Genomic DNA, 19,720 nt, shown 5'->3' with positions numbered 1-19,720 from the left:
ATGAAATACCTTTTCTGTCTGCTATGTTTAATCATTATCGGATACAGCAAATCTAAAGTTGAATCGGGCAATGATTTAACTTTAGGGAATTCAGAAGAAAAGAAAATTCCTTACAAAGAATTTTTGATTTCAATCAACAAAAAGACTGCGGAAGAAAAGAAAAATTATCTGTTTAAATTTATTAACTACGATGTTCCCAATTATTGGATGGGTACGCCTTGGTCATTCAATGGAACATCGAGAGAACCTCAGAAAAGTACCATCGCCTGCGGATATTTTGTAACCAATACGCTGACTGACTTTGGTTTCGACATCAACAGAACGTATCTGGCGCAACAAGCTTCTTCTGTGATGATTAAAAAGCTTTGCAAAGACATCAAATATTTCAGCAAAAGACAAGATTTAGAAAAATATATTTTAAGCAAAGATAAAAACCAAGTATACATTGTCGGGCTTGACTTTCATACTGGGTTTGTAACGAGAGAAAATAAAGACACTTATTTTATTCATTCCAGCTACATCAAAAACAAAGGTGTGGTAAAGGAATTAACTACAACTTCACAGGCACTGAACGCTTCCAAAACATTTATGATTGGAACTCTGAACTACTAATATTTATATCTAAAAAACGCAACATTTCAGGTTAAAAAAATAATTGGCGAAATAATTGCTAAAGTTTCTTAAGAACTTTAAACTATACCGCCATGTCTGAAAGAATCAAAACATACCAAGAGTTCTATGAGTTTTATCTCGACGAACACAAGAAATTAGGAACAAGAATTTTTCATTTTCTTGGAATTCTATTTATTTTTCTCGTCATCGGTTTTGTAATTTACACCGGAAAAGAAAGATTTCTTTGGTACATTCCGATTGTTGGGTATGGTTTTGCGTGGCTGAGTCATGCATTTATTGAAAGAAATAAACCCGCAACTTTTAAATATCCGCTTTGGTCGTTGCTTTCTGATTTTAAATTATTCTTTGAACTGTTGATTGGCAGGCAGAAATTCAGAACTCAAGAAAAAGCTTAACTTTGACTACCCTTAAATATTTATTATGAAAAATATTCTAAAATCTCTTTCCATCATTCTTCCAATGGCATCAATGCTCGTAATGACGCAATGCAAACCAATGCCGAATTCAGGATCATCAACAGATGAAAAAACCTTCATCATTGCTTCTCAAACCGTCGACTGCACTGGAGTGGCACCAATGAAATGCCTTCAGGTAAAAGAAAAAGAATCTGACAGCTGGGGAAATTTCTACAGCAACATCGAAGGCTTCACCTATGAACCCGGATTTGAATATGTTTTAAAAGTAAAAACAGAGAAAATTGAAAATCCTCCAATGGATGCTTCATCCATAAAATACACTTTGGTAAAGCAGGTTTCTAAAACCAAGAAATAAAAAAATCCCTTTCAATATGTATTGAAAGGGATTTATATTTTCAGCAAATTATCTTAATGCTCATGATTTCTCGGAGGTTCGGGTAATTGCGCTTTATTGGCTTCATCCATTTTCTGCGTTGCAGCCATAGAAACAACCAATTCATTCAGCATAGAGCTTGCCGCTTGTGGCGAATTGGGCAATAACACCAAATTACTTCTGTTATTTGCTCCGATGGAATGTAGAGTATCATAATGCTGCGTCACTACAATTAATGCCGAAGCTTCTTGTGCATTGATTCCTGCAGCATTCAGCATTTTCACAGACTCTTCAAGACCTTTTGCAATTTCTCTTCTTTGATCTGCAATACCCTGCCCCTGAAGTTTTTTAGATTCTGCTTCTGCTTTTGCAACCGCAACAATTCTGATTCTTTGTGCTTCAGATTCGTATTCTGCAGCAGTTTTTTCACGTTCTGCAGCGTTGATTCTGTTCATGGCGTGTTTTACCTGCTCATCCGGATCGATATCAGTTACCAAAGCTTTAATAATATCATAACCATAACTTTGCATCGCCTCCTGCAATTCACTTTTTACAGCAACTGCAATGTCATCTTTCCTTACGAAAACATCATCTAATTTAGTTTTTGGAACTTCTGCACGCACAACATCAAAAACGTAAGAGGTAATCTGATTTTCAGGATTTTCTAAACGATAATAAGCGTCTTTTACGTTTTCTCTGATCACCTGATATTGCACAGAAACTTTCATTTTAATAAAAACGTTATCCAATGTTTTCGTGTCAATAATAACATCCAATTGCTGAATTCTAAGATTCAGACGCTTTGAAATCTGATCCAAAAAAGGAATTTTCAAGTGCAAACCGGCGTGGCTTACTTTTAAGAATTTGCCTAATCTTTCTACAACCGCCGCAGATTCCTGCTTGACCGTGAAAAAAGATGCAAATAATGTGATCAGTCCGAAAAAGACCAAGATACCTAAGTATATCATAGTTTTAATTTTTAAATGTAGAAGTTATTTGTGTTTTATCATCAGAACTATTTAAAAAGCCCATATCTTCAAAAATAGGTAAAATAATTTTATTTAATGTAATGAAAATCAAAACCTTTCTCATAATGTCAAAAGTCGACTATTATTCTATTGGCTCATAGAAAAACATTTTAATAAAAAACTTAATTTTGAACATTAATTATCATTATGGTTGATGCTAAAGAAATATTAAAAGAACACATCTTAAAATATGCTTCCCTTAGTAACGAGCAGTTCGAATATGTTTTTTCACATTTTAATATAATCAAATTAAAAAAAGGACAAATGCTGATCACGGAAGGAGATTTTGTGGATTACGAGTATTTCGTTGTCGACGGTTGCCTGAAAGCATTCTACCTTAATGACAGTATGAAAATGTTTATCCTACAGTTTGCCATGCCGAATTGGTGGGTAACGGATTTTGACGCACTTTACAGCAAAAACAGAGCAACCATCAACGTTGACAGCATCACCAACGCCAATATTTTATCAATTTCTAATGAAGACCGAGAGAAAATTTGCAAAGAAATCCATGAAATTGAGCATTTTTTCAGGTGGCGAACGAATAAAGGTTATGTTGCAGCTCAAAAACGCCTTCTTTCTTTTATGAATAACGATGCGAAATTCAGGTATGAAGAGCTTTTAGCATTATATCCTCAATTGTACAATTTAGTTCCTAAACATCTGATCGCAGCGTATTTGGGAGTCACGAGAGAGACTTTAAGCAGACTTCATCAGTAGTTCTCCAACCTTAACCTTAGCTTTAAACTCCTCATATTTCGTGATCTACATCACGTAACTTTTTCCTTCAATCGGCTGACATTTGTATCATCATTTAAAACAAATCAAAATGGATACAAAAAATTTTAAAGTAAACATCGAAAACAGTTTAGTTGAATGGATCGGAAGAAAAGTAACCGGAGCTCACAACGGAACAATCGAAGTAAAAGAAGGAAATTTCACTTTTGAAAACAACATCCTTTCTTCAGGAAAATTTGTCATCAACACAAGATCAATTAAAATTCTTGATATCGATGATCCTGAAACAAATGCACAATTTGCCAATCATTTGGCTTCTGATGATTTCTTTAACTCAGATCAGTTTCCTGATGCCGTTTTCGAGATCAGACACGCAGAACCAGGTGAAAACAATTTTCACCACATAACCGGAGACCTTACTATCAAAGGAATTACACATTCATTGGAAACGACTTTACAGATCGTGAAGACAGACAACGTTGCAGTTTTAGACACTAAAATTGTCATTGACAGAACAAAATTCAACATCAAATTCAGATCATCAAATTTCTTCAGCAATCTTGGAGATACTTTGATCTACAACAATTTCGACTTGAATGTTCACTTAGTTGCAGACGCACAGTAGTTTATTAACAACAATTAAAATTTAACATCATGCCATTCATAAAAGTAGATGTTTTGCGCGAAGATCTTAATCGCGAAAAAAAACAACAATTAATCAGAGAACTCAATAAAGCTGTAACAACAGTTTTGAATAAAGATCCACATTTGACACACATCGTGATCAATGAAATTGAAGACGACAACTGGGGATACGCCGGAGAACAGGTTACCTTGCTGAAAGAACAAGGATTTTCAACTGAAAAACAATAAATCAGACATGAAAAAACAAACAGTGATCGTTACAGGTGCGTCATCAGGAATCGGTTTGGAAATTGCCCGTTATTTTCTTAACAGAGGAGATAATGTAGTAATTAATTCACAAACAGAATCAAAATTACAACAGGTTTACAACGAATTGGGAGCAGGCGAAAACCTTGCGATGGTCGCAGGAAGTGTTGCAGATAAAACCGTTGGAGAAAAATTAGCAAAAACGGCAATTGAAAGATTCGGTTCGATAGATGTGTTAATCAACAATGCAGGAATTTACGAAAACAAGCCGTTTTTAGAAGTTACGGAAGACTATTTAGATAAATTTTTAAATACCAATTTAAAAGGAACATTCTTCACAACGCAATCCGTAATTCCTCAAATGCAGAAACAAAAAGATGGAGTTATTATCAATATTGGAACTCCGCTTGTGTATCACGCGATCGCACAATCTCCGTCAACTGCACCGATTTCAAGCAAAGGAGCCATCCACGCTTTGACACTGCAATTGGCAGCAGAATTCGGGAAAGATAATATCAGGGTAAATGTCGTTGCACCAGGACTCATCAGAACGCCGATGCACGATGAAAGTATCGATAACAATGCAGGAATTCACCTACTTAACCGCATCGGAGAACCGGAAGAGGTCGCTCAAATGGTTCATGCTATTGCTAAGAATACATTTATCTCAGGCGCCATCATTAATGTAGACGGAGGAATGGGCGCCGGTCATCAATTGTAAAAATGAAAGTCCTACTATTATTTGCATGGCTGTTTATCTTTCCGGTAAACAGCTTTGCTCAAAAAATCAAAGTCATGAAAACAGAGACAGTACAAGAAACAGAAATAAGAAATGCCATCGAGCAATATTATTTTAAAGGAATTTATGAAGGAAATACCGAGCTTTTGAAACAGGTTTTTCATAAAGATGCCCTACTTTTCGGAGATATAAAAGGAGTTCCTTACTACAAAACCGCCACACAATATATTGAAGGTGTCGGAAGCAGAGTAAGTCCCCAAAAATCGGGTAAAGATTTTAAGCCGACAATCATCTCTATCGACGTGATAAACACGATTGCCACAGCAAAATTAAATGTAAAAATGTATGATTTTAATTACTATAATTTTATAACTTTCCATAAAATTGATGGTAAATGGCTCATTGTCAATAAAACATTAACTGATGTAGAACTTTAATTTTAAATTTTAAACCAAAATCATCAAAATCATGTGGAATAAAAACAGAATAACAGATTTATTGGGAATAGAATATCCCATTTTTCAGGGACCTTTTGGTGGCGGATTATCAACTGTCGAGTTGACCTCTACAGTCAGTAATCTCGGCGGATTGGGCGGTTTCGGAGCTTACACATCGTCTCCCGATGAAATTTATGAAATTGATAAACAGATAAAATTAAAAACAGACAAACCTTACAATCTCAATCTTTGGGTAAACGATCATGATATTATTGATCAGGAACACACAGAAAATCAATATAAAAAGACGGTTGAAATTTTCAAACCTTATTATGATAGCTTAGATATTGAAGTTCCTGCGCTTCCACCCTCTTTTGAGTCGAGATTTCAGAATCAGTTGCAGGTTGTTTTTGATATTAAACCTAAAGTTTTCAGCTTTATGTTCGGGCTTTTGGATCAGGATATCATTGAAAGATTGAAAAACCAGGGAACGATCGTTGCCGGAAATGCCACAACGGTAGACGAAGCCATCGCTTTGGAAAACATCGGTGTAGACGTTATTGTTGCATCAGGTTTTGAAAGTGGCGGTCACAGACCTTCGTTTTTGGACAAAGCCGAACTTTCAACGACGGGAACTTTTGCTTTAATTCAATTGGTTAAAGATAAAGTGAAAACTCCAATTGTAGCCGCAGGCGGAATCGCTAACGGTCGCGGAATCGCTGCTGCAATGACTTTAGGAGCAGAAGCCGCACAAATCGGAACTGCATTTTTAGCGACCGACGAATCCGGAGCATTACCGATTCACAAAGAATTTTTGTTTTCAGACGCAGCAAAATCGACTACCCTTTCCAGAGCGTACACCGGAAGATTAGGACGCGGAATTACGACAGAAATCACAAGAAAACTCTTGACAGCAACAGATAAAACCCTGCCATTTCCTCTGCAGACAACTTTCATTTCATCCATGAGAAAAGCAGCGTTGGAACAAAAGAAGCACGAATTGGTTTTCTTCTGGTCAGGACAAATCGCTCCCATTTTAAAACATAAAAAAGCATCAACATTAATGAAATCATTAATAGAAGATGCTTCTGAAATATTGAATAAATAGAATTGATTACATGGTCATTCCAATGTCAATTCCTTTGATTTTTCTGTAAAGATCAGTTGCGTAATTGTCTGTCATTCCCGAAACAAAATCGATCACGCCGAGAACTTTTTGGTAATCAGTTCCGTTTTCGTAGATGAACTGTTTTGGGATTAATTTCAACGCTTTTATATCGTACGATTTAATTTTTTCTTCTGATTTTAAAATTGAAGGAATAAAATGATCCAACAATTCATACATTACATTATAGCCGGCATTTTCAATTTCCACCACTGCTTTATGGTTGTAAATTTTCTCAACAGAAAAGCTTGCAATATCCTGTAATGCTTTATTTTCACCTTTATACATATCAAGCAGAGCTTTGTCAAGATTTCCTTCAAGAATTTTATCAAAGTTCTGTTTGTACATTGAAATCGATTTATTAATTAAAGCATTAATAACTTTAGCTCGTAAATATGAAATTTTTTCGTTGTCATTTCCAATAGAATCAAGCTTTCTTTTAACTCTTTCTACATCATCAGTTTCGGATTTTACCAGCTCAAAAAACAGATTTTGACAGTCTGCAGTTGATACGATACCCAATCTGTGGGCATCTTCCATATCGATAATATTGTAGCAGATATCATCTGCAGCTTCTACTAACCAAACAAACGGATGTCGCTTGAAAATATGTGGTTCTTCGCTTTCTGATATTAAATTTGTTCCTTTTGCAATCTCAAGAAAAATATCCTTTTCATTTTGAAAAAAACCGAATTTCTTTCTGTGAATAATTTTCTTATCTCTTGCGATCGCTTCACACGGATACTTTGCAATACTCGCCAATGTGGCAAACGTTAACTGAGTTCCTCCAGCATCTTTTCCTTGCTGTTGTTGAGCCAAAACTCTGATTGCATTGGCATTTCCTTCAAAATTAACCAGATCAGCCCATTCTTTTTCGTTGAATTTAGGTTTAAGATCATTTTCATTTCGGTCAAAATAACTTGCAATGGCATCTTCTCCCGAATGTCCGAAAGCCGGATTTCCAACATCATGACAAAGACAGGCTGCCGCGATTACATTTCCTAAATTATGAAGGTAAAAACTTTTAGAATCATCCGTCAAGTCACTTTGATAATTATCGTGAATAAATTCTCCGATAAGACTTCCTAAACTCCTTCCCACAGAAGAAACTTCCAAAGAATGCGTCAGACGGTTGTGCACAAAAACACTTCCCGGAAGCGGAAAAACCTGGGTTTTATTCTGTAATCTTCTGAACGCAGAAGAGAAGATAATTCTGTCAAAATCTCTCTGAAAATCTGTTCGTGAAGCTTTGGTATGTGGATTATTTCCTGTGCGCTGATTCGTAAAAATCTGATTCAAATTCATCATTTTCCAAAATTAATTCAATTTTTACTTTTAAAGGAACAATATTTGAGTTTTTCTTTAAAAACAAAGTTATGCCTGAAGGTCCAACAATTGTTCTTATGAAAGATGATCTGCAAAAATTTGTAGGTGAAAAGGTAACTGAAGTGAGTGGAAGTGAAGTTCCTAAAAATTCCGAAATCAAAGGAGAAATCCTCCGTGAGATCAAAACTTTTGGAAAACAGACTTATCTGATTTTTGATACCATTATTTTTAAAATTCACCTGATGATGTTCGGTTCTTATAGTTTATATAAAAGAAAAGATATTGACACGCTTCGATTAGGATTGACTTTTAAAGATGGCGGAATGTATTTTTATACCTGCGTGGTAAAAGTCGTTGACGAAAGTTTTCTATTAAAAATTGATTGGGAGGCCGATATCATGAGCGACAAATGGAATCCCGAAAAAACTGAGCAAACTTTAAAAGCAGCTCCTAAAATGATGATTTGTGATGCGTTGATGAATCAGGATATTTTCTCCGGCGTTGGGAACATTATTAAAAATGAAGCATTATTCAGAATTGGTATTCATCCGGAAAGTCTGATTGGAAATTTACCTCCAAAAAAATTAAAAGAAATTATCGCAGAAGCAAGAAACTACGGTTTTGATTTTAAGAAATGGAAAAAAACCAATGTTCTCAGCAAGCACTTTCAGATTTATCATCAGAAAAACTGTCCTATTTGTGGTGCAGAAGTCATTAAAAAAGATACCGGAAAAAGTAAACGAACCAGTTTTTTCTGTGAAAATGATCAGAAACTGTATTAAAATCATGTTTTTAAGAATATAAAAAATCCTAATTTTATCAAAGCTAAATTACAATGAAATGACCAATAACAAATGGCTTGACCGATGGGATGAAAGATACAGCAACGATGAATTTGCCTACGGTACACAACCCAACAACTATTTAAAAGATCAACTCCAAAAATTAGAAACAGGTTCTATCCTATTTCCAGCTGAAGGTGAAGGCCGAAATGCCGTTTTTGCAGCACAGCTCGGATGGAATGTTTCTGCATTTGACATTAGTACTGAAGGAAAAAACAAAGCTCTATTGCTTGCAGAAAACAACAATGTAAAAATAGATTATCAGGTTGGTGAATTGCAAAATTTGAACTTTAAGAAAGAACAGTTTGACGTTATAGCATTGATCTATGCTCATTTTCCTGCGGATATAAAATCTTCTCTTCATACAATGCTTGACCAATATCTGCGTAAAGATGGTTTTATTATTTTTGAAGCTTTCAGTAAAAAGCATCTTGAATTTGTTTTAAAAAACGAAAAAGTTGGAGGTCCAAAAGATATAGAATCTCTATTCTCAATCGATGAAATAAAATCTGATTTTCCAGATTATGATATTATTGAATTAGTAGAAACAGAAATTGAGCTTAGTGAAGGTATTTTTCATAATGGTACAGCTTCAGTAATCCGATTTCTGGGAAAGAAAAAGTAAGATATTTTAAACATCTAAATTCAACGAACCTCCTGAATATGTGGTGAAAAATGCAGACCTATACACTTCTCCCAAAGGAATTTCAGATTCATCGATATAAATACTATGATTATCAAAAGAATCGATACAATTTAAATTAACCACAAAAGATTTGCTCACTCTGCAAAAAATTCCTGCAGGAAGTTTCTGATGAATGGTTTTAAGATTCATAGCCGTAATTAACTTTTGATTTTTTGTATGAATGACGACATAATCTTTTAAACCTTCAATAAATTTAATCTCATCAAAATTTAATTTATAAAATCTTCTGTCTGCTTTGATGAATAGAAATTCTTTGGTGTTCGATTCAACCGTATTTTTTGTAGTCTCTTGTGAAAGTAATTGGTGATAAAGTACAGCTTTTTTGATTGCTTTTTCGAGACGGGGCTTTTCAATTGGCTTTAATAAATAATCGATCGCATCTAGCTCATAACTTTTTAAAGCGTACTGAGAATAAGCGGTTGTGAAAATAATCAAGCAATCCTTGGGAAGCATTTTGGCAAATTCTAAACCGGTCACCAAAGGCATTTCTATATCCAGAAAAATAAGATTAACAACATTCGTTTTTAAAAATTCTAAAGCTGCAGGGGCATTGGAAAATGATCCCAAAATATTAATTTTTGAAACTTCAAGAATCAGTGACTGCATTTCTGCTCTTGCCAGAGGCTCATCATCTACAATAATACAATTCATACAGGAATGGTTAGATTTACAATATATTCATTTTTTGTGGAATTAATATCCAGCGTAAAAGTGTTTTGATAAAGCAGCTCCAATCTTCTTTTGATGTTTGCCAATCCTAGTCCGCTGTAATTGGATTCAGGAATCGGGAAGTCTGAATTTTGAGAATTTCGACATTCAAAATGAAGATTTTTATCTTTAATTTCGATATTCACTTTCACATACGATTCTTTTCCGCTGATGTCAACACTATGTTTTACAGCGTTTTCAACAAATGTGGTAAACAAGTTGGGTGGAATAAATGTAGAATTTAAAATTCTTTTATCGTTAGGGCTTTCAATAGTAACCTCAAAATTTTCTCGCCTTATTTTTTCAAGATTCAGGAAATTAGACAAAAAATCGATTTCTGAAGTCAGCATTGTTTTTTCTTCATTGTTTTCATAGAGTTGATATCGAAGAAATTCAGACAATTTCATAATAACGGTAGTTGCTTTTTCCGGGTCGGTTCTTATCAAAGCCTTCACATTATTCAGCATATTAAACAAAAAATGCGGATTAATCTGATTACGAAGCTCATTGAGCTCCATATTCAAGGTGAGGCTGTTCAGTTCAGCAATTCTTACACTGTCTCTAATCCATTTTTGGAGCAATTTCACTGTTGTGGTCACCAAAATAATGGAAATACACATCAAAACACCTTCATACAAGCCACCTCTCTTATCATCGTATTCATCAACTTTAAAATCAACAAAAAAACTCATCACGTATGAAATAATGTTCAGTCCCACAACCCCCATTAAGATTAATAACACAAAATACAGAATGTAATAAGTACGGAAGAAAAACCTTGGAACCAGCACATACATATTAATATACGCCATCGTCAACAATGAAATGTAAACTGTTCCCAATATATAATAGTGAACCGAATCTACATAAAACTGCCAAAACTGAGCAAAGTAGAGTAAAATAAAAAAGAAAATAATAAAAGACAGATGCCGCAAAAATCTGAACCGATCTTCCACTAAAAAATCAATCACAAAATTATTTTTTAAATCTTTAGAGTACAATTTCATGTGTTCAAGATTACATTTTCACTGAATAGCAAAAATAACTAATAACGGCTTTAAATCGCTTATTATTATACGAACCCTTCACTTTATTATACTAAATTTTAATATGTGGTATTTGGTAGAATTTGTAAGGCAGTTGGTATAAAAAACCGATTACCAAAGCGTTTTCTCTATTCCTTTGTCCTGTAAAATTTATTAAAGACATGGAATTAAACGTTTTTCAGAAACTCACAGAGCAAATAACACAAGAGTGTTATTTTATGACCGATTCTCAGCAGGAAGAAAAAGTCATCCAGTTGATCGACCTTCATCATTTTATAGAGTCTTATAATCAAAGCCTGAAAGTGATTGATTATATCCACCATCCGATCAATATCATCGAGGAAAACGGAGTTAAAAAAGGGATTTTATTTTATGACATGAAGCATTCTCATGCTTTAGATATTTATGAATCTGAACTTTTTAAAAACCATCACCAAATTCAAGAACTATGGTTTGTTTTTGTGGAAGAAGAAAGTGTTTCACAAGTTGAAAAGTATGTTAATTTCATTCAACTCAATGCCATAGAAACATTTTACGACAGAATATTCATGTTCAATTTTTTCCAATCTACCATCAACGCAATCAAGTAAATTTCTATGACAACCTTAAAAAAAAATCTAATCACTTTCGCTCTTATTCCTGCTGCAACGATGGTTTCGGCTCAGAAAAAAGACAGTATCCCTAATAAAGTAATTGCTTTTGTAACCGATAAATTTCCGCAAGCGAGAGATTTAAATATTGAATTTACACAAGTTACGCCTTACAAATTTTCTCCTGAACTCTATGGAAATGATTTGCCCGAAAACAAATTCAAATCTTTTCAGCAGGTAAAAGCAAATGCCAATGTTTATTTTATTAAAAACAGAAAATGGCTGTTGAGTGCATCATTAAATTATCGATTTACGTCCATCAATGCAGAAAATAATATCAATTTGTTTTCTGAGGAAAATGTCAGCAAAGGAAATTTCCATTATCATTCTGAAGCCGTAAATGTGACGCATTTCACCAAATTATTTAATAAAATCGCCATTTTTTCTGCCACTGCATCGATTGACGGAAGCGATCAGCATTTTGAAAGAATCAGAGGAATGGTGACCGGAAGTTTGGTTTTAAAAGCCAATGCAAAAACTAAAATGACTTTGGGAGTTGCAATTTTTGTTGATCCAAGCACTCCAATTCCAGCACTTCCGATTTTCACCTACGAACATAAATTTGACAACGGTTGGGTTGCGGATATTATCTTGCCTAAGAAAATTTTAGTGAGAAAAGACATTTTTTCAAACGGCAGAATTTCTTTTGGAACTGAGATGGATAATACTTCGTTTTACCTTTATCAATCAGGGAAAACTTATGAATTCAGACAATTGGAAATCAATTCCGGAGCGATCTATGAACACAATTTAGGAGGAAACTTTATCGGAACTTTAAAAACAGGAATCCGAGCCACGCCATCATCAAGAATTTTTGAAAAGAATGAATCTCCGAGAGATTTTATTTTTGATGCCAATGCCAAACCGTCTTTCTATTTCAATGTGGGAATTTCTTACAACCCATTTGGAAAACCAAGAGTTAAGTAGTGAAAATTGATGTTAAAAAATTGGTGCTTTTAATGTTTCAAACATTTAATATGCTTTACATTTCATTTCCTTGATATTGTCAACCTGAAAACAACAAATACATAAACATTAACATATTCACATTTTTTTACGAATTAAATAATTAAAATACATAATATATCACACTAGAACCATCCAAAACAACAATAGCAAAATCATCCAAAAACGCATTTAAACATACATAAAACACTGATATACATCATAATATTTTTATTTGACATTCAAATCGAAAGCTGTAATATTGCATTATAGAATTCGCAATAAATATTTAAATAAATAAAAATTCAAAAATTATGATCGCAATTATCGGATTAACAACATGTGCAGTATTAGTTTCATCTTACATCGCAACTGTAAAGAAAGAAAATCAATAATTATTAACTAAAAAATAGTAGCTTATAAAGCAAATTTATTAGTTAGTATTATTTATGTTTGCAGTCTCAATGACTGCCCGCTGTTTTACTCAACCGGAGTAAAGCAGCGCAAAAAAACATAACAAAATGATTACAGAACTCGAGCAACTTCAAAATTCAGTTTTTTCTAAGCTCAACTTAATCATTTCTCATCTCCAGCCAGATTCTGAATGTGAAGAATATTTTGGTCACAGTTTCCAATTAAATCAATTCAGCATTAAATTCAGAAAGGCTAAAATCACTCCTAAGAAAATCGGACAATTTGTGACTTTATGGAAAAGAAATCCTGAAAGCAAACAAACCGAACCATTCACTTCCGAAGATCCTTTTGATTTTTACATTATCTTCTGTGATAATGATGACCAATCCGGATTCTTCTTCTTCTCAAAGGAAATTCTTATTCAAAAAAACATTCTCACTACCCTTTCTAAAGATGGAAAGCGAGGTTTCAGAGTTTATCCAACTTGGAATGCTCCCGAAAACAAACAAGCCACTAAAACTCAGGATTGGCAAAAGGATTTTTTCTTTAATTTTTCGGATAATGATTTTCTTGGAAAACTCCGTCAGTTTGAGTGTTTTTCATTATAAAATAATGAAAAATCTATTAAGAACCAGTGAAAGAATTACAATCATAAAATCGAAAAATTCTCGATACGATTTTTTCAAAATCTACTCGAAGTGACAATATTTAAAAAAAACACCTATCAACCAAAATATTCTAAAGAATTATCTTTGTCACAACAAAAGTTTAAACAAAGCAAAATATGAATCTGTACAATCTTATTATTCAAGACAAAGAAGAAGTAACGCTCAATGATGTTTTCCTTGAACCTAAAAATAAAGAGCAGTTTGTACAGCTCATCAAAGAACAAACCTACGCTAAAGAATTGCAGGAATACGGACTTCCCGTTAACAATAAAATTCTTCTCGAAGGCAGTTCAGGCTGCGGAAAAACCATGACTGCAAAGGCGATTGCAAATGCTTTGGGCAAAAATATCATCATCCTCAACCTTAGTAATATCGTCTCTTCAAGAATCGGTGAAACTTCACAAAACATCAAAATGATTTTCGATAAAGCTGCAAGAGAACGCTCCGTTCTCTTCCTTGATGAGCTCGACCAGATCGGGAAAGCGAGGGGAAGTGATGATAAAGATGTGGGTGAAATGAGAAGATTGGTGAATACTTTAATTCAGCTGATTGATTATTATCCCGAAAATGCATTATTACTTTGCGCCACCAATCACGCTGAAATCATTGATACCGCTATTATCAGACGTTTTCAACTGAAGATAAAATACGAAATGCCTTCACAAGAATTTCTGGATTCTTTTTACGACAGTCTTCTCGCAAAATTTCCGGAAGATTTAAGTAATATTGATAGGAGATATGAAATTTCATTTGCTGAAGCTAAGGATTATACTTTTACCTTAATCAAATCAGCATTGATTAACAAATTGGAAGCTAAACACAAAGTCTAAAATGAAAGAAGATATTCTACACAACTTAGAAATCATCAACAACAGAATAAAAAACGCCTGTGAAAAAGCTGGTCGAAACGTTGATGAAGTGAAATTGTCACTGGCAACCAAAACTGTTTCGGCAGAAAGAATAAAAATAGCTTTAGAAAACGGGCAGACATTAATTGCCGAAAATAAAGTCCAGGAACTGAAAGAAAAGCATGAAGATTTAAGAAATATTCCGCATGAAAATCACTTTATAGGGCATCTTCAAACCAATAAAATTAAAGATATTTTAAAGTGTGACGTAAGTTGTCTGCAATCTCTCGACCGCTTTGAACTCGCCATGAAACTTCATCAAAAGCTTTCGGCGGAAGGAAAAACGATGAATGTTTTAATACAGGTAAATACCTCTGATGAAGAAAGTAAATTCGGGATTCATCCTGATTCTGCCATTGATCTGGTTGAAAAAGTTTCTAAATTTCATAGTTTAAAAATCAAGGGTCTGATGACGATCGGACTCTTCAGTGCAGAAACTGAAAAAGTAAGACCATGTTTTAAAATCCTGAAAAATTTACAGCAGGAAATCATCCAACAAAATATTCCGAATGTAGAAATGAAAGAGCTTTCCATGGGAATGAGTGGTGATCTAGAAACTGCGATTGAAGAAGGAGCAACAATTGTGAGAGTAGGAACTGCGGTTTTTGGAGCGAGAATTTATCCGGATTCTTATTATTGGGATGAAGGGAAATAAAAGAGTGATTTTTTAATTTATTGTAAACATTATAATGTTTTCACTATCCAAAATAAGTTTAATTGAAATGAATGAAATACTAAATTTAATTGACGATGAATTATTTCACCAGAATATTGATGCAGAAATTACTTCAGATAAAATTGAGTGGAAAGATAATTTCGGAACAGAAAACGAAATTATCATAAATTTTTGTGACAGATATTTAGATAATCTTGCTTGGTGGAAATTTAACAGTGTAGGCAAAGATCTGGTAATGTTCACACAAGATAATTTTCTCGTGTCATGGCAACCACCACTTAATAATATGGGAATGTCTCTCGGCTGTAAATATTTAAAATTTTACAAAAACATACTTATTGTTGCATATCAGGATAAACATTATCAGAGACTTTACAGTTTGAATACAAAAGATCTGAAAGCTACTGAGTTATATCTGTGTAGAAAACTTCATGTTACTTTAACTGATAATATACTCTTCATTAAAGACGATGAAAAGAATGCCTATTTTTCAGTTAATCTTGATTCAGATTTAGGTGTAAAAATATTTCATGACGAAGCATTTTTTAAATTAAATGGAATTGATATTTAGTTAAAAATTCTAAATCAGAAGAAATAATAATGATAACAAAACTGATTCATACGATAGACCAAATCGTAAAATTTGGACTAGAGCCAGATTTAACAATTAATAAAAATGAAAGAGATCTATCTTTGGAAAAATCTCTGATAACTATTTACAGTTTATACTTTAACATTAACTATGAACATGACAATACTGATTATTTCGAATACAATGGACACAAATATGCTGATATAAGAAAGAATATTGAAAGTAATTTTCCAGACTTTGGTTTTTACAATATTGCTCTTGATTTAATGATTACTGATAAAGAAGATAACATTGCAATCGGTGATGCAATAGACGATCTATCAGATATTATCCTTGATCTATTACAAATAAAATGGAGAATAGAAAACAATAGCCTTGATGACGGACTTTGGTATTTTCAATTTATTTTTTCTGGTCACACCCAGCAGCATATTATTGATCTGTTAAACTATTTAAAACAGAGAAAATAATAAGCCAATACAAGCTTGCAAGCTCTTACTCACTCCCCTTCCCCATTCTCCCCAAAATCACCTCCCGCAATCTCTCCTCATTTTGATCTCCCCAATTTCCCAGCACAGAAATTACTGGAATCAGCGTTTTACCAAAATCAGTAAGAAAATATTCTACTTTCGGCGGAACCTGTGCATAAATCTTCTTCGAAACCAGCTCATGTTCCTCAAGTTCTTTCAGCTGAATATTCAAAACACGCCTTGAGGCATCGGGAATTTTACGCTGCAGTTCGCTGGGGCGCAGATGACCTTCATTGATAAACCATAGCAAACGGATTTTCCATTTACCGTAAAGCACCTCGCCAATCAGGTCGAGACCGCAGTTTAAGTTCAGGGGAATTTTTCTCTCATGCATACTGTAAAATTAGCCCAATGTTCGAAAATGTACAATAGGGGGAAAAATTATCCCTATGCCATTCGATTTTCCGTTATTGCCTGATTGGGTGATACTTCAGAAATTTGTACCAAAGAATTAACAAAATGGAAAACCAATTTAATTTCAACAACGAACTGAAAGGCAAAATGGCTCTTGTCACTGGCGGCACAAAAGGAGCCGGAAAGGCCATCGCAGAAAGACTGCTTAACGCAGGAGCAACCGTCATCATCACCGCAAGAAATCGACCCGAAAAAGAAAAATCAAACCTTCATTTTATCTCCGCAGACCTCAGCACCGCTCAGGGAACTCAGAAAGTAGTTGATGAAGTCCTTCAACAATTCGGGAAGCTCGATATTCTCGTCAACAACCTCGGTGGTTCGGAAACCAAAGGCGGCGGATTTTCTGTACTCACAGATGATGACTGGCTAAAATCATTTCAAACTAACCTCATGTCACCAGTCCGTTTAGACCGTGGCTTTCTCCCACAAATGATTGAAAGGAAAACAGGTGTGATCATTCACGTCTCCTCCATTCAGGCAAGATTACCATTATACGACAGCACACTTCCCTACGCCGCCGCCAAAGCAGGTTTGCTCAATTACAGCAAAAGCCTATCCAACGAAGTTGCTCCAAAAGGCGTCCGTGTCTTAACTGTTTCACCCGGATGGATTCTGACCTCCGCATCCGAAAGAATGATGGAACGCATCGCTGAAAGCAGCAACTCCACGATCGAAGAAGCCACCCAAAGCGTCATGACTGCCCTTGGCGGAATTCCTTTCGGAAGACCCGCAAAACCTGAAGAAGTTGCCGAACTGGTAGGTTTTCTTGTTTCACCAAGAGCCAGCTATTTAACCGGAACTGAATTTGTAATCGACGGCGGAACCGTGCCAACCGTTTGATGGTTGATGGTTGATGGTTGATGGTTGATGGTTGAAAATTACAACATTTGAAACCTTCGTCAATTCGAGTGTTTTTCGAAGAAAAATGTATCGAGAATCCGTGATTAAAAGACTACTCACTAATTAGAAGCTGTGTCTACCCTTACAATAGAAAATAAATTTTCTTTCCCGAACCCTAAATGGTGGAAAATTTCTGTAAAATTCATCAAAACTACACCCTTTAGGGATGGGGAAATTAATTTTGATGAATTTTTCTAAACAGACTTTTAAAATATCAATCACAATAATAAATTGATAAATCATCGTATTTCTTCAATAAGTTTACGCCCTGGTCTATCTTAAAAACACAAAACAGATCAAAAAACCTTGTCTATCCTTGCGTTAAAAATAAAAAACAACAATTTAAAACAAACAAAATGAATTTACCCAACATTATCTCAGAATTAGTGAAAGCACAAAACGAATTTGACAGTGCAGCTTACGCAAATTGTTTTACTGAAAATGCGAAGGTATTTGATGAAGGCAAAACCCACATTGGAAAAGCTGAAATTGAAAACTGGATTGATAAAGCCAATAAAGAATACAAAGCCACTATGAAGTCATTAGACTATAGCGAAAACATCCTATCAGCAGAGATCTCAGGAACATTTCCCGGAAGCCCTCTCGTTTTGAAATATCATTTTGAGTTTCGTGATGGGTTGATACAATCTTTGAAAATTACGGGATAGAAACATAATGATTTTATGATTGAAGCTGAAGTGAGAACTTTGGCTTTTTTCATTTGGGTTTGAAATAAATTGCTTTTGATTGAATATTTATTTATTTTTAACAAAATATCATATAGTTAAAAGCAAAGATGCAAATTTATATGATATTCAATTCATAATCAAACTATAACCATGGATTTAAAAAACCTTAAAACAGGATTTATAACCGCTCTGATATCAATTGCCGTTACAGTTATTGGAGGAATTATTTTATATTATATACAAAATAAAAAACCCAAAATTCAATATTCAGTTGAAAAAATATTACCGTTCGAAAGTCAAACTGAGAAATTAAATATTTATCATATTACTATTGAAAACACAGGAAATGAAATCGCTGAGGATGTAGTTTGTAAAATTAATGTTAATCCAGCATCTATTAAAGAATATAGAGTTAATTCTGAATCTCCCATATCTATAAGGGATAGTATATTAAAACAAGAGATAGATTTAAAAACAAATTCTTTGAATCCTGAAGAAAGCTACCGAGTATCAATTTTGGCTTCCTCTAAATATATCTTTCCCGATAGACCTATTGTTAAGTTGCGAGGAAAAGGAGTACTTGGAGAAGAGAAAAAAACACTATTACAGATGATAATTTTGGATCTATCTTAAAAAACAATAAGGAGCTAATACTAATAGCTTCATTGACTTCTATTTTAACATTGATGGTTAGACGTAAAGTGACAAAAATTGAGGATGATAATGATAAACATTTTGGAGATCAAAATGAAGTTATTGCTTATCTATGTGGGATTTATGGTCTTAATAATCAAGTTGAAAGGTATTTGACACTTCCAAATATCACATCGTATTGGTCCGAAATGGATAGATTAACAGCAATTGCGATAACATCAAATGATATAAATTTAGTTTCTAAAACTATTGATTTAATAGAAAATTTAATAATCTATGCCAATATGGCAAATAGCAGCATTGGAATAGGAGAATATAATCTTGCTAAACTTTATAAAAAATCTAACAACCAAGTAGTATCAGATGAAAAATTGAGTTTAGCAAAAGAGAAATTACCAAAACTTATTGAGGCAAGATTAAAAATAGATCCTTTTTTAAATTAAAAGAATTTTCTAAAAGTAACATAGAGTTCTAGGATTAAACTATAAATTCTGTTAATGAAATATTTAAAGTGTCGCCTATATTAGATTTGTTATTTCTAAAGCAGATTTGACATGACACTTTTGTTTTATTAAACTGAGAAATTTATATTGATTAAAGTATACAATATTTCTAAGAGTAACTTCAAAAAC

General features: G+C 33.9%; 27 protein-coding genes. 22 read left to right on the top strand and 5 right to left on the bottom strand.

Annotated features, from left to right (window positions below):
* The 3 genes from MQX03_RS01140 to MQX03_RS01130 all read left to right on the top strand — a co-directional run bounded on the left by MQX03_RS01140 (window position 1) and on the right by MQX03_RS01130 (window position 1,404).
* Window positions 1–612 (top strand): hypothetical protein, encoded by a 612-nt coding sequence (locus tag MQX03_RS01140; RefSeq protein WP_242800747.1) that lies wholly within the window; start codon window positions 1–3, stop codon window positions 610–612.
* 92 nt (window positions 613–704) lie between these two features.
* Window positions 705–1,028 (top strand): DUF962 domain-containing protein, encoded by a 324-nt coding sequence (locus tag MQX03_RS01135; protein WP_242800745.1) that lies wholly within the window; start codon window positions 705–707, stop codon window positions 1,026–1,028.
* A 25-nt stretch (window positions 1,029–1,053) separates the two neighbouring features.
* Window positions 1,054–1,404 (top strand): DUF4377 domain-containing protein, encoded by a 351-nt coding sequence (locus tag MQX03_RS01130; RefSeq protein ID WP_242800743.1) that lies wholly within the window; start codon window positions 1,054–1,056, stop codon window positions 1,402–1,404.
* 53 nt (window positions 1,405–1,457) lie between these two features.
* Here the strand turns inward: MQX03_RS01130 and MQX03_RS01125 are convergent, their stop codons facing one another.
* Window positions 1,458–2,390 carry an SPFH domain-containing protein gene (locus tag MQX03_RS01125; protein WP_129536721.1) on the bottom strand — a complete coding sequence of 311 codons (933 nt, stop codon included), beginning with the start codon at window positions 2,388–2,390 and terminating at the stop codon, window positions 1,458–1,460.
* Window positions 2,391–2,714: 324 nt separating this feature from the next.
* On the opposite strand from MQX03_RS01125, the gene MQX03_RS01120 reads away from it, so the two are divergent.
* The 6 genes from MQX03_RS01120 (at window position 2,715) to MQX03_RS01095 (ending at window position 6,363) form a co-directional block, all read left to right on the top strand.
* The gene (locus MQX03_RS01120; protein ID WP_242800741.1) at window positions 2,715–3,170 is read left to right on the top strand and encodes a Crp/Fnr family transcriptional regulator; all 456 of its coding nucleotides are present in this window, start codon (window positions 2,715–2,717) and stop codon (window positions 3,168–3,170) included.
* 109 nt (window positions 3,171–3,279) lie between these two features.
* The gene (locus MQX03_RS01115) at window positions 3,280–3,813 is read left to right on the top strand and encodes a YceI family protein (protein ID WP_242800739.1); all 534 of its coding nucleotides are present in this window, start codon (window positions 3,280–3,282) and stop codon (window positions 3,811–3,813) included.
* Window positions 3,814–3,842: 29 nt separating this feature from the next.
* The gene (locus MQX03_RS01110; protein WP_242800737.1) at window positions 3,843–4,061 is read left to right on the top strand and encodes a tautomerase family protein; all 219 of its coding nucleotides are present in this window, start codon (window positions 3,843–3,845) and stop codon (window positions 4,059–4,061) included.
* A 7-nt stretch (window positions 4,062–4,068) separates the two neighbouring features.
* Entirely contained in the window at window positions 4,069–4,800 is a 732-nt protein-coding gene (locus MQX03_RS01105; protein WP_242800735.1) for an SDR family NAD(P)-dependent oxidoreductase, read from the top strand.
* A gap of 74 nt (window positions 4,801–4,874) precedes the next feature.
* Window positions 4,875–5,255: a nuclear transport factor 2 family protein gene (locus tag MQX03_RS01100; RefSeq protein ID WP_242800733.1), complete on the top strand. Its 381-nt coding sequence runs from the start codon at window positions 4,875–4,877 to the stop codon at window positions 5,253–5,255.
* Window positions 5,256–5,286: 31 nt separating this feature from the next.
* Complete coding sequence (locus MQX03_RS01095) at window positions 5,287–6,363, top strand: NAD(P)H-dependent flavin oxidoreductase (protein WP_242800731.1); 1,077 nt, start codon at window positions 5,287–5,289, stop codon at window positions 6,361–6,363.
* A gap of 6 nt (window positions 6,364–6,369) precedes the next feature.
* On the opposite strand, the gene MQX03_RS01090 is transcribed toward MQX03_RS01095, so the two are convergent.
* A complete protein-coding gene (locus tag MQX03_RS01090; RefSeq protein ID WP_242801134.1) occupies window positions 6,370–7,725 on the bottom strand; it encodes a deoxyguanosinetriphosphate triphosphohydrolase in 1,356 nt (451 codons plus the stop codon).
* Between the two features lie 71 nt (window positions 7,726–7,796).
* Here MQX03_RS01090 and MQX03_RS01085 point away from each other — a divergent pair, with 71 nt between their 5' ends.
* A complete protein-coding gene (locus MQX03_RS01085) occupies window positions 7,797–8,528 on the top strand; it encodes a DNA-formamidopyrimidine glycosylase family protein (protein WP_242800729.1) in 732 nt (243 codons plus the stop codon).
* A gap of 58 nt (window positions 8,529–8,586) precedes the next feature.
* Window positions 8,587–9,213, top strand: a complete 627-nt coding sequence (locus tag MQX03_RS01080; protein ID WP_242800727.1) for a class I SAM-dependent methyltransferase — start codon at window positions 8,587–8,589, stop codon at window positions 9,211–9,213.
* Between the two features lie 6 nt (window positions 9,214–9,219).
* On the opposite strand, the gene MQX03_RS01075 is transcribed toward MQX03_RS01080, so the two are convergent.
* Window positions 9,220–9,945, bottom strand: coding sequence for a LytR/AlgR family response regulator transcription factor (locus MQX03_RS01075; protein WP_242800726.1), 726 nt, complete (start codon window positions 9,943–9,945; stop codon window positions 9,220–9,222).
* Window positions 9,942–11,009 carry a sensor histidine kinase gene (locus MQX03_RS01070; RefSeq protein WP_242800724.1) on the bottom strand — a complete coding sequence of 356 codons (1,068 nt, stop codon included), beginning with the start codon at window positions 11,007–11,009 and terminating at the stop codon, window positions 9,942–9,944. The genes MQX03_RS01075 and MQX03_RS01070 overlap by 4 nt, the downstream gene beginning before the upstream one ends.
* 200 nt (window positions 11,010–11,209) lie before the next feature.
* Here MQX03_RS01070 and MQX03_RS01065 point away from each other — a divergent pair, with 200 nt between their 5' ends.
* The 7 genes from MQX03_RS01065 (at window position 11,210) to MQX03_RS01035 (ending at window position 16,371) form a co-directional block, all read left to right on the top strand.
* A complete protein-coding gene (locus MQX03_RS01065) occupies window positions 11,210–11,638 on the top strand; it encodes a hypothetical protein (RefSeq protein WP_242800722.1) in 429 nt (142 codons plus the stop codon).
* Between the two features lie 6 nt (window positions 11,639–11,644).
* Window positions 11,645–12,625 carry a DUF6268 family outer membrane beta-barrel protein gene (locus tag MQX03_RS01060; RefSeq protein ID WP_242800720.1) on the top strand — a complete coding sequence of 327 codons (981 nt, stop codon included), beginning with the start codon at window positions 11,645–11,647 and terminating at the stop codon, window positions 12,623–12,625.
* A 539-nt stretch (window positions 12,626–13,164) separates the two neighbouring features.
* On the top strand, window positions 13,165–13,665 hold the full coding sequence (locus tag MQX03_RS01055) for a MepB family protein (protein WP_242800718.1): 501 nt from the start codon (window positions 13,165–13,167) through the stop codon (window positions 13,663–13,665).
* Between the two features lie 176 nt (window positions 13,666–13,841).
* Complete coding sequence (locus tag MQX03_RS01050; RefSeq protein ID WP_242800716.1) at window positions 13,842–14,555, top strand: AAA family ATPase; 714 nt, start codon at window positions 13,842–13,844, stop codon at window positions 14,553–14,555.
* 1 nt (window position 14,556) lies between these two features.
* Window positions 14,557–15,288: a YggS family pyridoxal phosphate-dependent enzyme gene (locus MQX03_RS01045; protein ID WP_242800714.1), complete on the top strand. Its 732-nt coding sequence runs from the start codon at window positions 14,557–14,559 to the stop codon at window positions 15,286–15,288.
* A gap of 67 nt (window positions 15,289–15,355) precedes the next feature.
* A complete protein-coding gene (locus MQX03_RS01040; protein ID WP_242800712.1) occupies window positions 15,356–15,880 on the top strand; it encodes a hypothetical protein in 525 nt (174 codons plus the stop codon).
* Window positions 15,881–15,909: 29 nt separating this feature from the next.
* Complete coding sequence (locus tag MQX03_RS01035) at window positions 15,910–16,371, top strand: DUF5063 domain-containing protein (RefSeq protein ID WP_242800710.1); 462 nt, start codon at window positions 15,910–15,912, stop codon at window positions 16,369–16,371.
* Window positions 16,372–16,396: 25 nt separating this feature from the next.
* Here MQX03_RS01035 and MQX03_RS01030 read toward each other — a convergent pair whose 3' ends face one another.
* A complete protein-coding gene (locus tag MQX03_RS01030; RefSeq protein ID WP_242800708.1) occupies window positions 16,397–16,765 on the bottom strand; it encodes a winged helix-turn-helix transcriptional regulator in 369 nt (122 codons plus the stop codon).
* Between the two features lie 125 nt (window positions 16,766–16,890).
* Here MQX03_RS01030 and MQX03_RS01025 point away from each other — a divergent pair, with 125 nt between their 5' ends.
* The 4 genes from MQX03_RS01025 to MQX03_RS01010 all read left to right on the top strand — a co-directional run bounded on the left by MQX03_RS01025 (window position 16,891) and on the right by MQX03_RS01010 (window position 19,531).
* A complete protein-coding gene (locus MQX03_RS01025) occupies window positions 16,891–17,685 on the top strand; it encodes an SDR family oxidoreductase (RefSeq protein WP_242800706.1) in 795 nt (264 codons plus the stop codon).
* A gap of 416 nt (window positions 17,686–18,101) precedes the next feature.
* Window positions 18,102–18,413, top strand: coding sequence for a nuclear transport factor 2-like protein (locus MQX03_RS01020; protein ID WP_242800704.1), 312 nt, complete (start codon window positions 18,102–18,104; stop codon window positions 18,411–18,413).
* 171 nt (window positions 18,414–18,584) lie between these two features.
* Window positions 18,585–19,067, top strand: a complete 483-nt coding sequence (locus tag MQX03_RS01015) for a hypothetical protein (RefSeq protein ID WP_242800702.1) — start codon at window positions 18,585–18,587, stop codon at window positions 19,065–19,067.
* A gap of 53 nt (window positions 19,068–19,120) precedes the next feature.
* Window positions 19,121–19,531: a hypothetical protein gene (locus MQX03_RS01010; protein WP_242800700.1), complete on the top strand. Its 411-nt coding sequence runs from the start codon at window positions 19,121–19,123 to the stop codon at window positions 19,529–19,531.
* Window positions 19,532–19,720 lie beyond the last annotated feature (189 nt).

This window comes from Chryseobacterium aahli (assembly GCF_022699665.1).
Lineage (GTDB): Bacteria > Bacteroidota > Bacteroidia > Flavobacteriales > Weeksellaceae > Chryseobacterium > Chryseobacterium aahli.
This window is presented reverse-complemented; position numbering and strand designations above follow the sequence as displayed.

Excerpts from the sequence above, each read along its gene's own strand:
- MQX03_RS01085 (WP_242800729.1), top strand. The coding sequence starts at position 7,797 with ATGCCTGAAGGTCCAACAATTGTTCTTATGAAAGATGATCTGCAAAAA.
- MQX03_RS01015 (WP_242800702.1), top strand. The coding sequence starts at position 18,585 with ATGGATTTAAAAAACCTTAAAACAGGATTTATAACCGCTCTGATATCA.
- MQX03_RS01025 (WP_242800706.1), top strand. The coding sequence starts at position 16,891 with ATGGAAAACCAATTTAATTTCAACAACGAACTGAAAGGCAAAATGGCT.
- MQX03_RS01130 (WP_242800743.1), top strand. The coding sequence starts at position 1,054 with ATGAAAAATATTCTAAAATCTCTTTCCATCATTCTTCCAATGGCATCA.
- MQX03_RS01105 (WP_242800735.1), top strand. The coding sequence starts at position 4,069 with ATGAAAAAACAAACAGTGATCGTTACAGGTGCGTCATCAGGAATCGGT.
- MQX03_RS01045 (WP_242800714.1), top strand. The coding sequence starts at position 14,557 with ATGAAAGAAGATATTCTACACAACTTAGAAATCATCAACAACAGAATA.
- MQX03_RS01060 (WP_242800720.1), top strand. The coding sequence starts at position 11,645 with ATGACAACCTTAAAAAAAAATCTAATCACTTTCGCTCTTATTCCTGCT.
- MQX03_RS01050 (WP_242800716.1), top strand. The coding sequence starts at position 13,842 with ATGAATCTGTACAATCTTATTATTCAAGACAAAGAAGAAGTAACGCTC.
- MQX03_RS01125 (WP_129536721.1), bottom strand. The coding sequence starts at position 2,390 with ATGATATACTTAGGTATCTTGGTCTTTTTCGGACTGATCACATTATTT.
- MQX03_RS01020 (WP_242800704.1), top strand. The coding sequence starts at position 18,102 with ATGAATTTACCCAACATTATCTCAGAATTAGTGAAAGCACAAAACGAA.
- MQX03_RS01100 (WP_242800733.1), top strand. The coding sequence starts at position 4,875 with ATGAAAACAGAGACAGTACAAGAAACAGAAATAAGAAATGCCATCGAG.
- MQX03_RS01065 (WP_242800722.1), top strand. The coding sequence starts at position 11,210 with ATGGAATTAAACGTTTTTCAGAAACTCACAGAGCAAATAACACAAGAG.
- MQX03_RS01080 (WP_242800727.1), top strand. The coding sequence starts at position 8,587 with ATGACCAATAACAAATGGCTTGACCGATGGGATGAAAGATACAGCAAC.
- MQX03_RS01030 (WP_242800708.1), bottom strand. The coding sequence starts at position 16,765 with ATGCATGAGAGAAAAATTCCCCTGAACTTAAACTGCGGTCTCGACCTG.
- MQX03_RS01110 (WP_242800737.1), top strand. The coding sequence starts at position 3,843 with ATGCCATTCATAAAAGTAGATGTTTTGCGCGAAGATCTTAATCGCGAA.
- MQX03_RS01140 (WP_242800747.1), top strand. The coding sequence starts at position 1 with ATGAAATACCTTTTCTGTCTGCTATGTTTAATCATTATCGGATACAGC.
- MQX03_RS01070 (WP_242800724.1), bottom strand. The coding sequence starts at position 11,009 with ATGAAATTGTACTCTAAAGATTTAAAAAATAATTTTGTGATTGATTTT.
- MQX03_RS01010 (WP_242800700.1), top strand. The coding sequence starts at position 19,121 with ATGGTTAGACGTAAAGTGACAAAAATTGAGGATGATAATGATAAACAT.
- MQX03_RS01075 (WP_242800726.1), bottom strand. The coding sequence starts at position 9,945 with ATGAATTGTATTATTGTAGATGATGAGCCTCTGGCAAGAGCAGAAATG.
- MQX03_RS01040 (WP_242800712.1), top strand. The coding sequence starts at position 15,356 with ATGAATGAAATACTAAATTTAATTGACGATGAATTATTTCACCAGAAT.
- MQX03_RS01095 (WP_242800731.1), top strand. The coding sequence starts at position 5,287 with ATGTGGAATAAAAACAGAATAACAGATTTATTGGGAATAGAATATCCC.
- MQX03_RS01090 (WP_242801134.1), bottom strand. The coding sequence starts at position 7,725 with ATGAATTTGAATCAGATTTTTACGAATCAGCGCACAGGAAATAATCCA.
- MQX03_RS01120 (WP_242800741.1), top strand. The coding sequence starts at position 2,715 with ATGCTGATCACGGAAGGAGATTTTGTGGATTACGAGTATTTCGTTGTC.
- MQX03_RS01055 (WP_242800718.1), top strand. The coding sequence starts at position 13,165 with ATGATTACAGAACTCGAGCAACTTCAAAATTCAGTTTTTTCTAAGCTC.
- MQX03_RS01115 (WP_242800739.1), top strand. The coding sequence starts at position 3,280 with ATGGATACAAAAAATTTTAAAGTAAACATCGAAAACAGTTTAGTTGAA.
- MQX03_RS01135 (WP_242800745.1), top strand. The coding sequence starts at position 705 with ATGTCTGAAAGAATCAAAACATACCAAGAGTTCTATGAGTTTTATCTC.
- MQX03_RS01035 (WP_242800710.1), top strand. The coding sequence starts at position 15,910 with ATGATAACAAAACTGATTCATACGATAGACCAAATCGTAAAATTTGGA.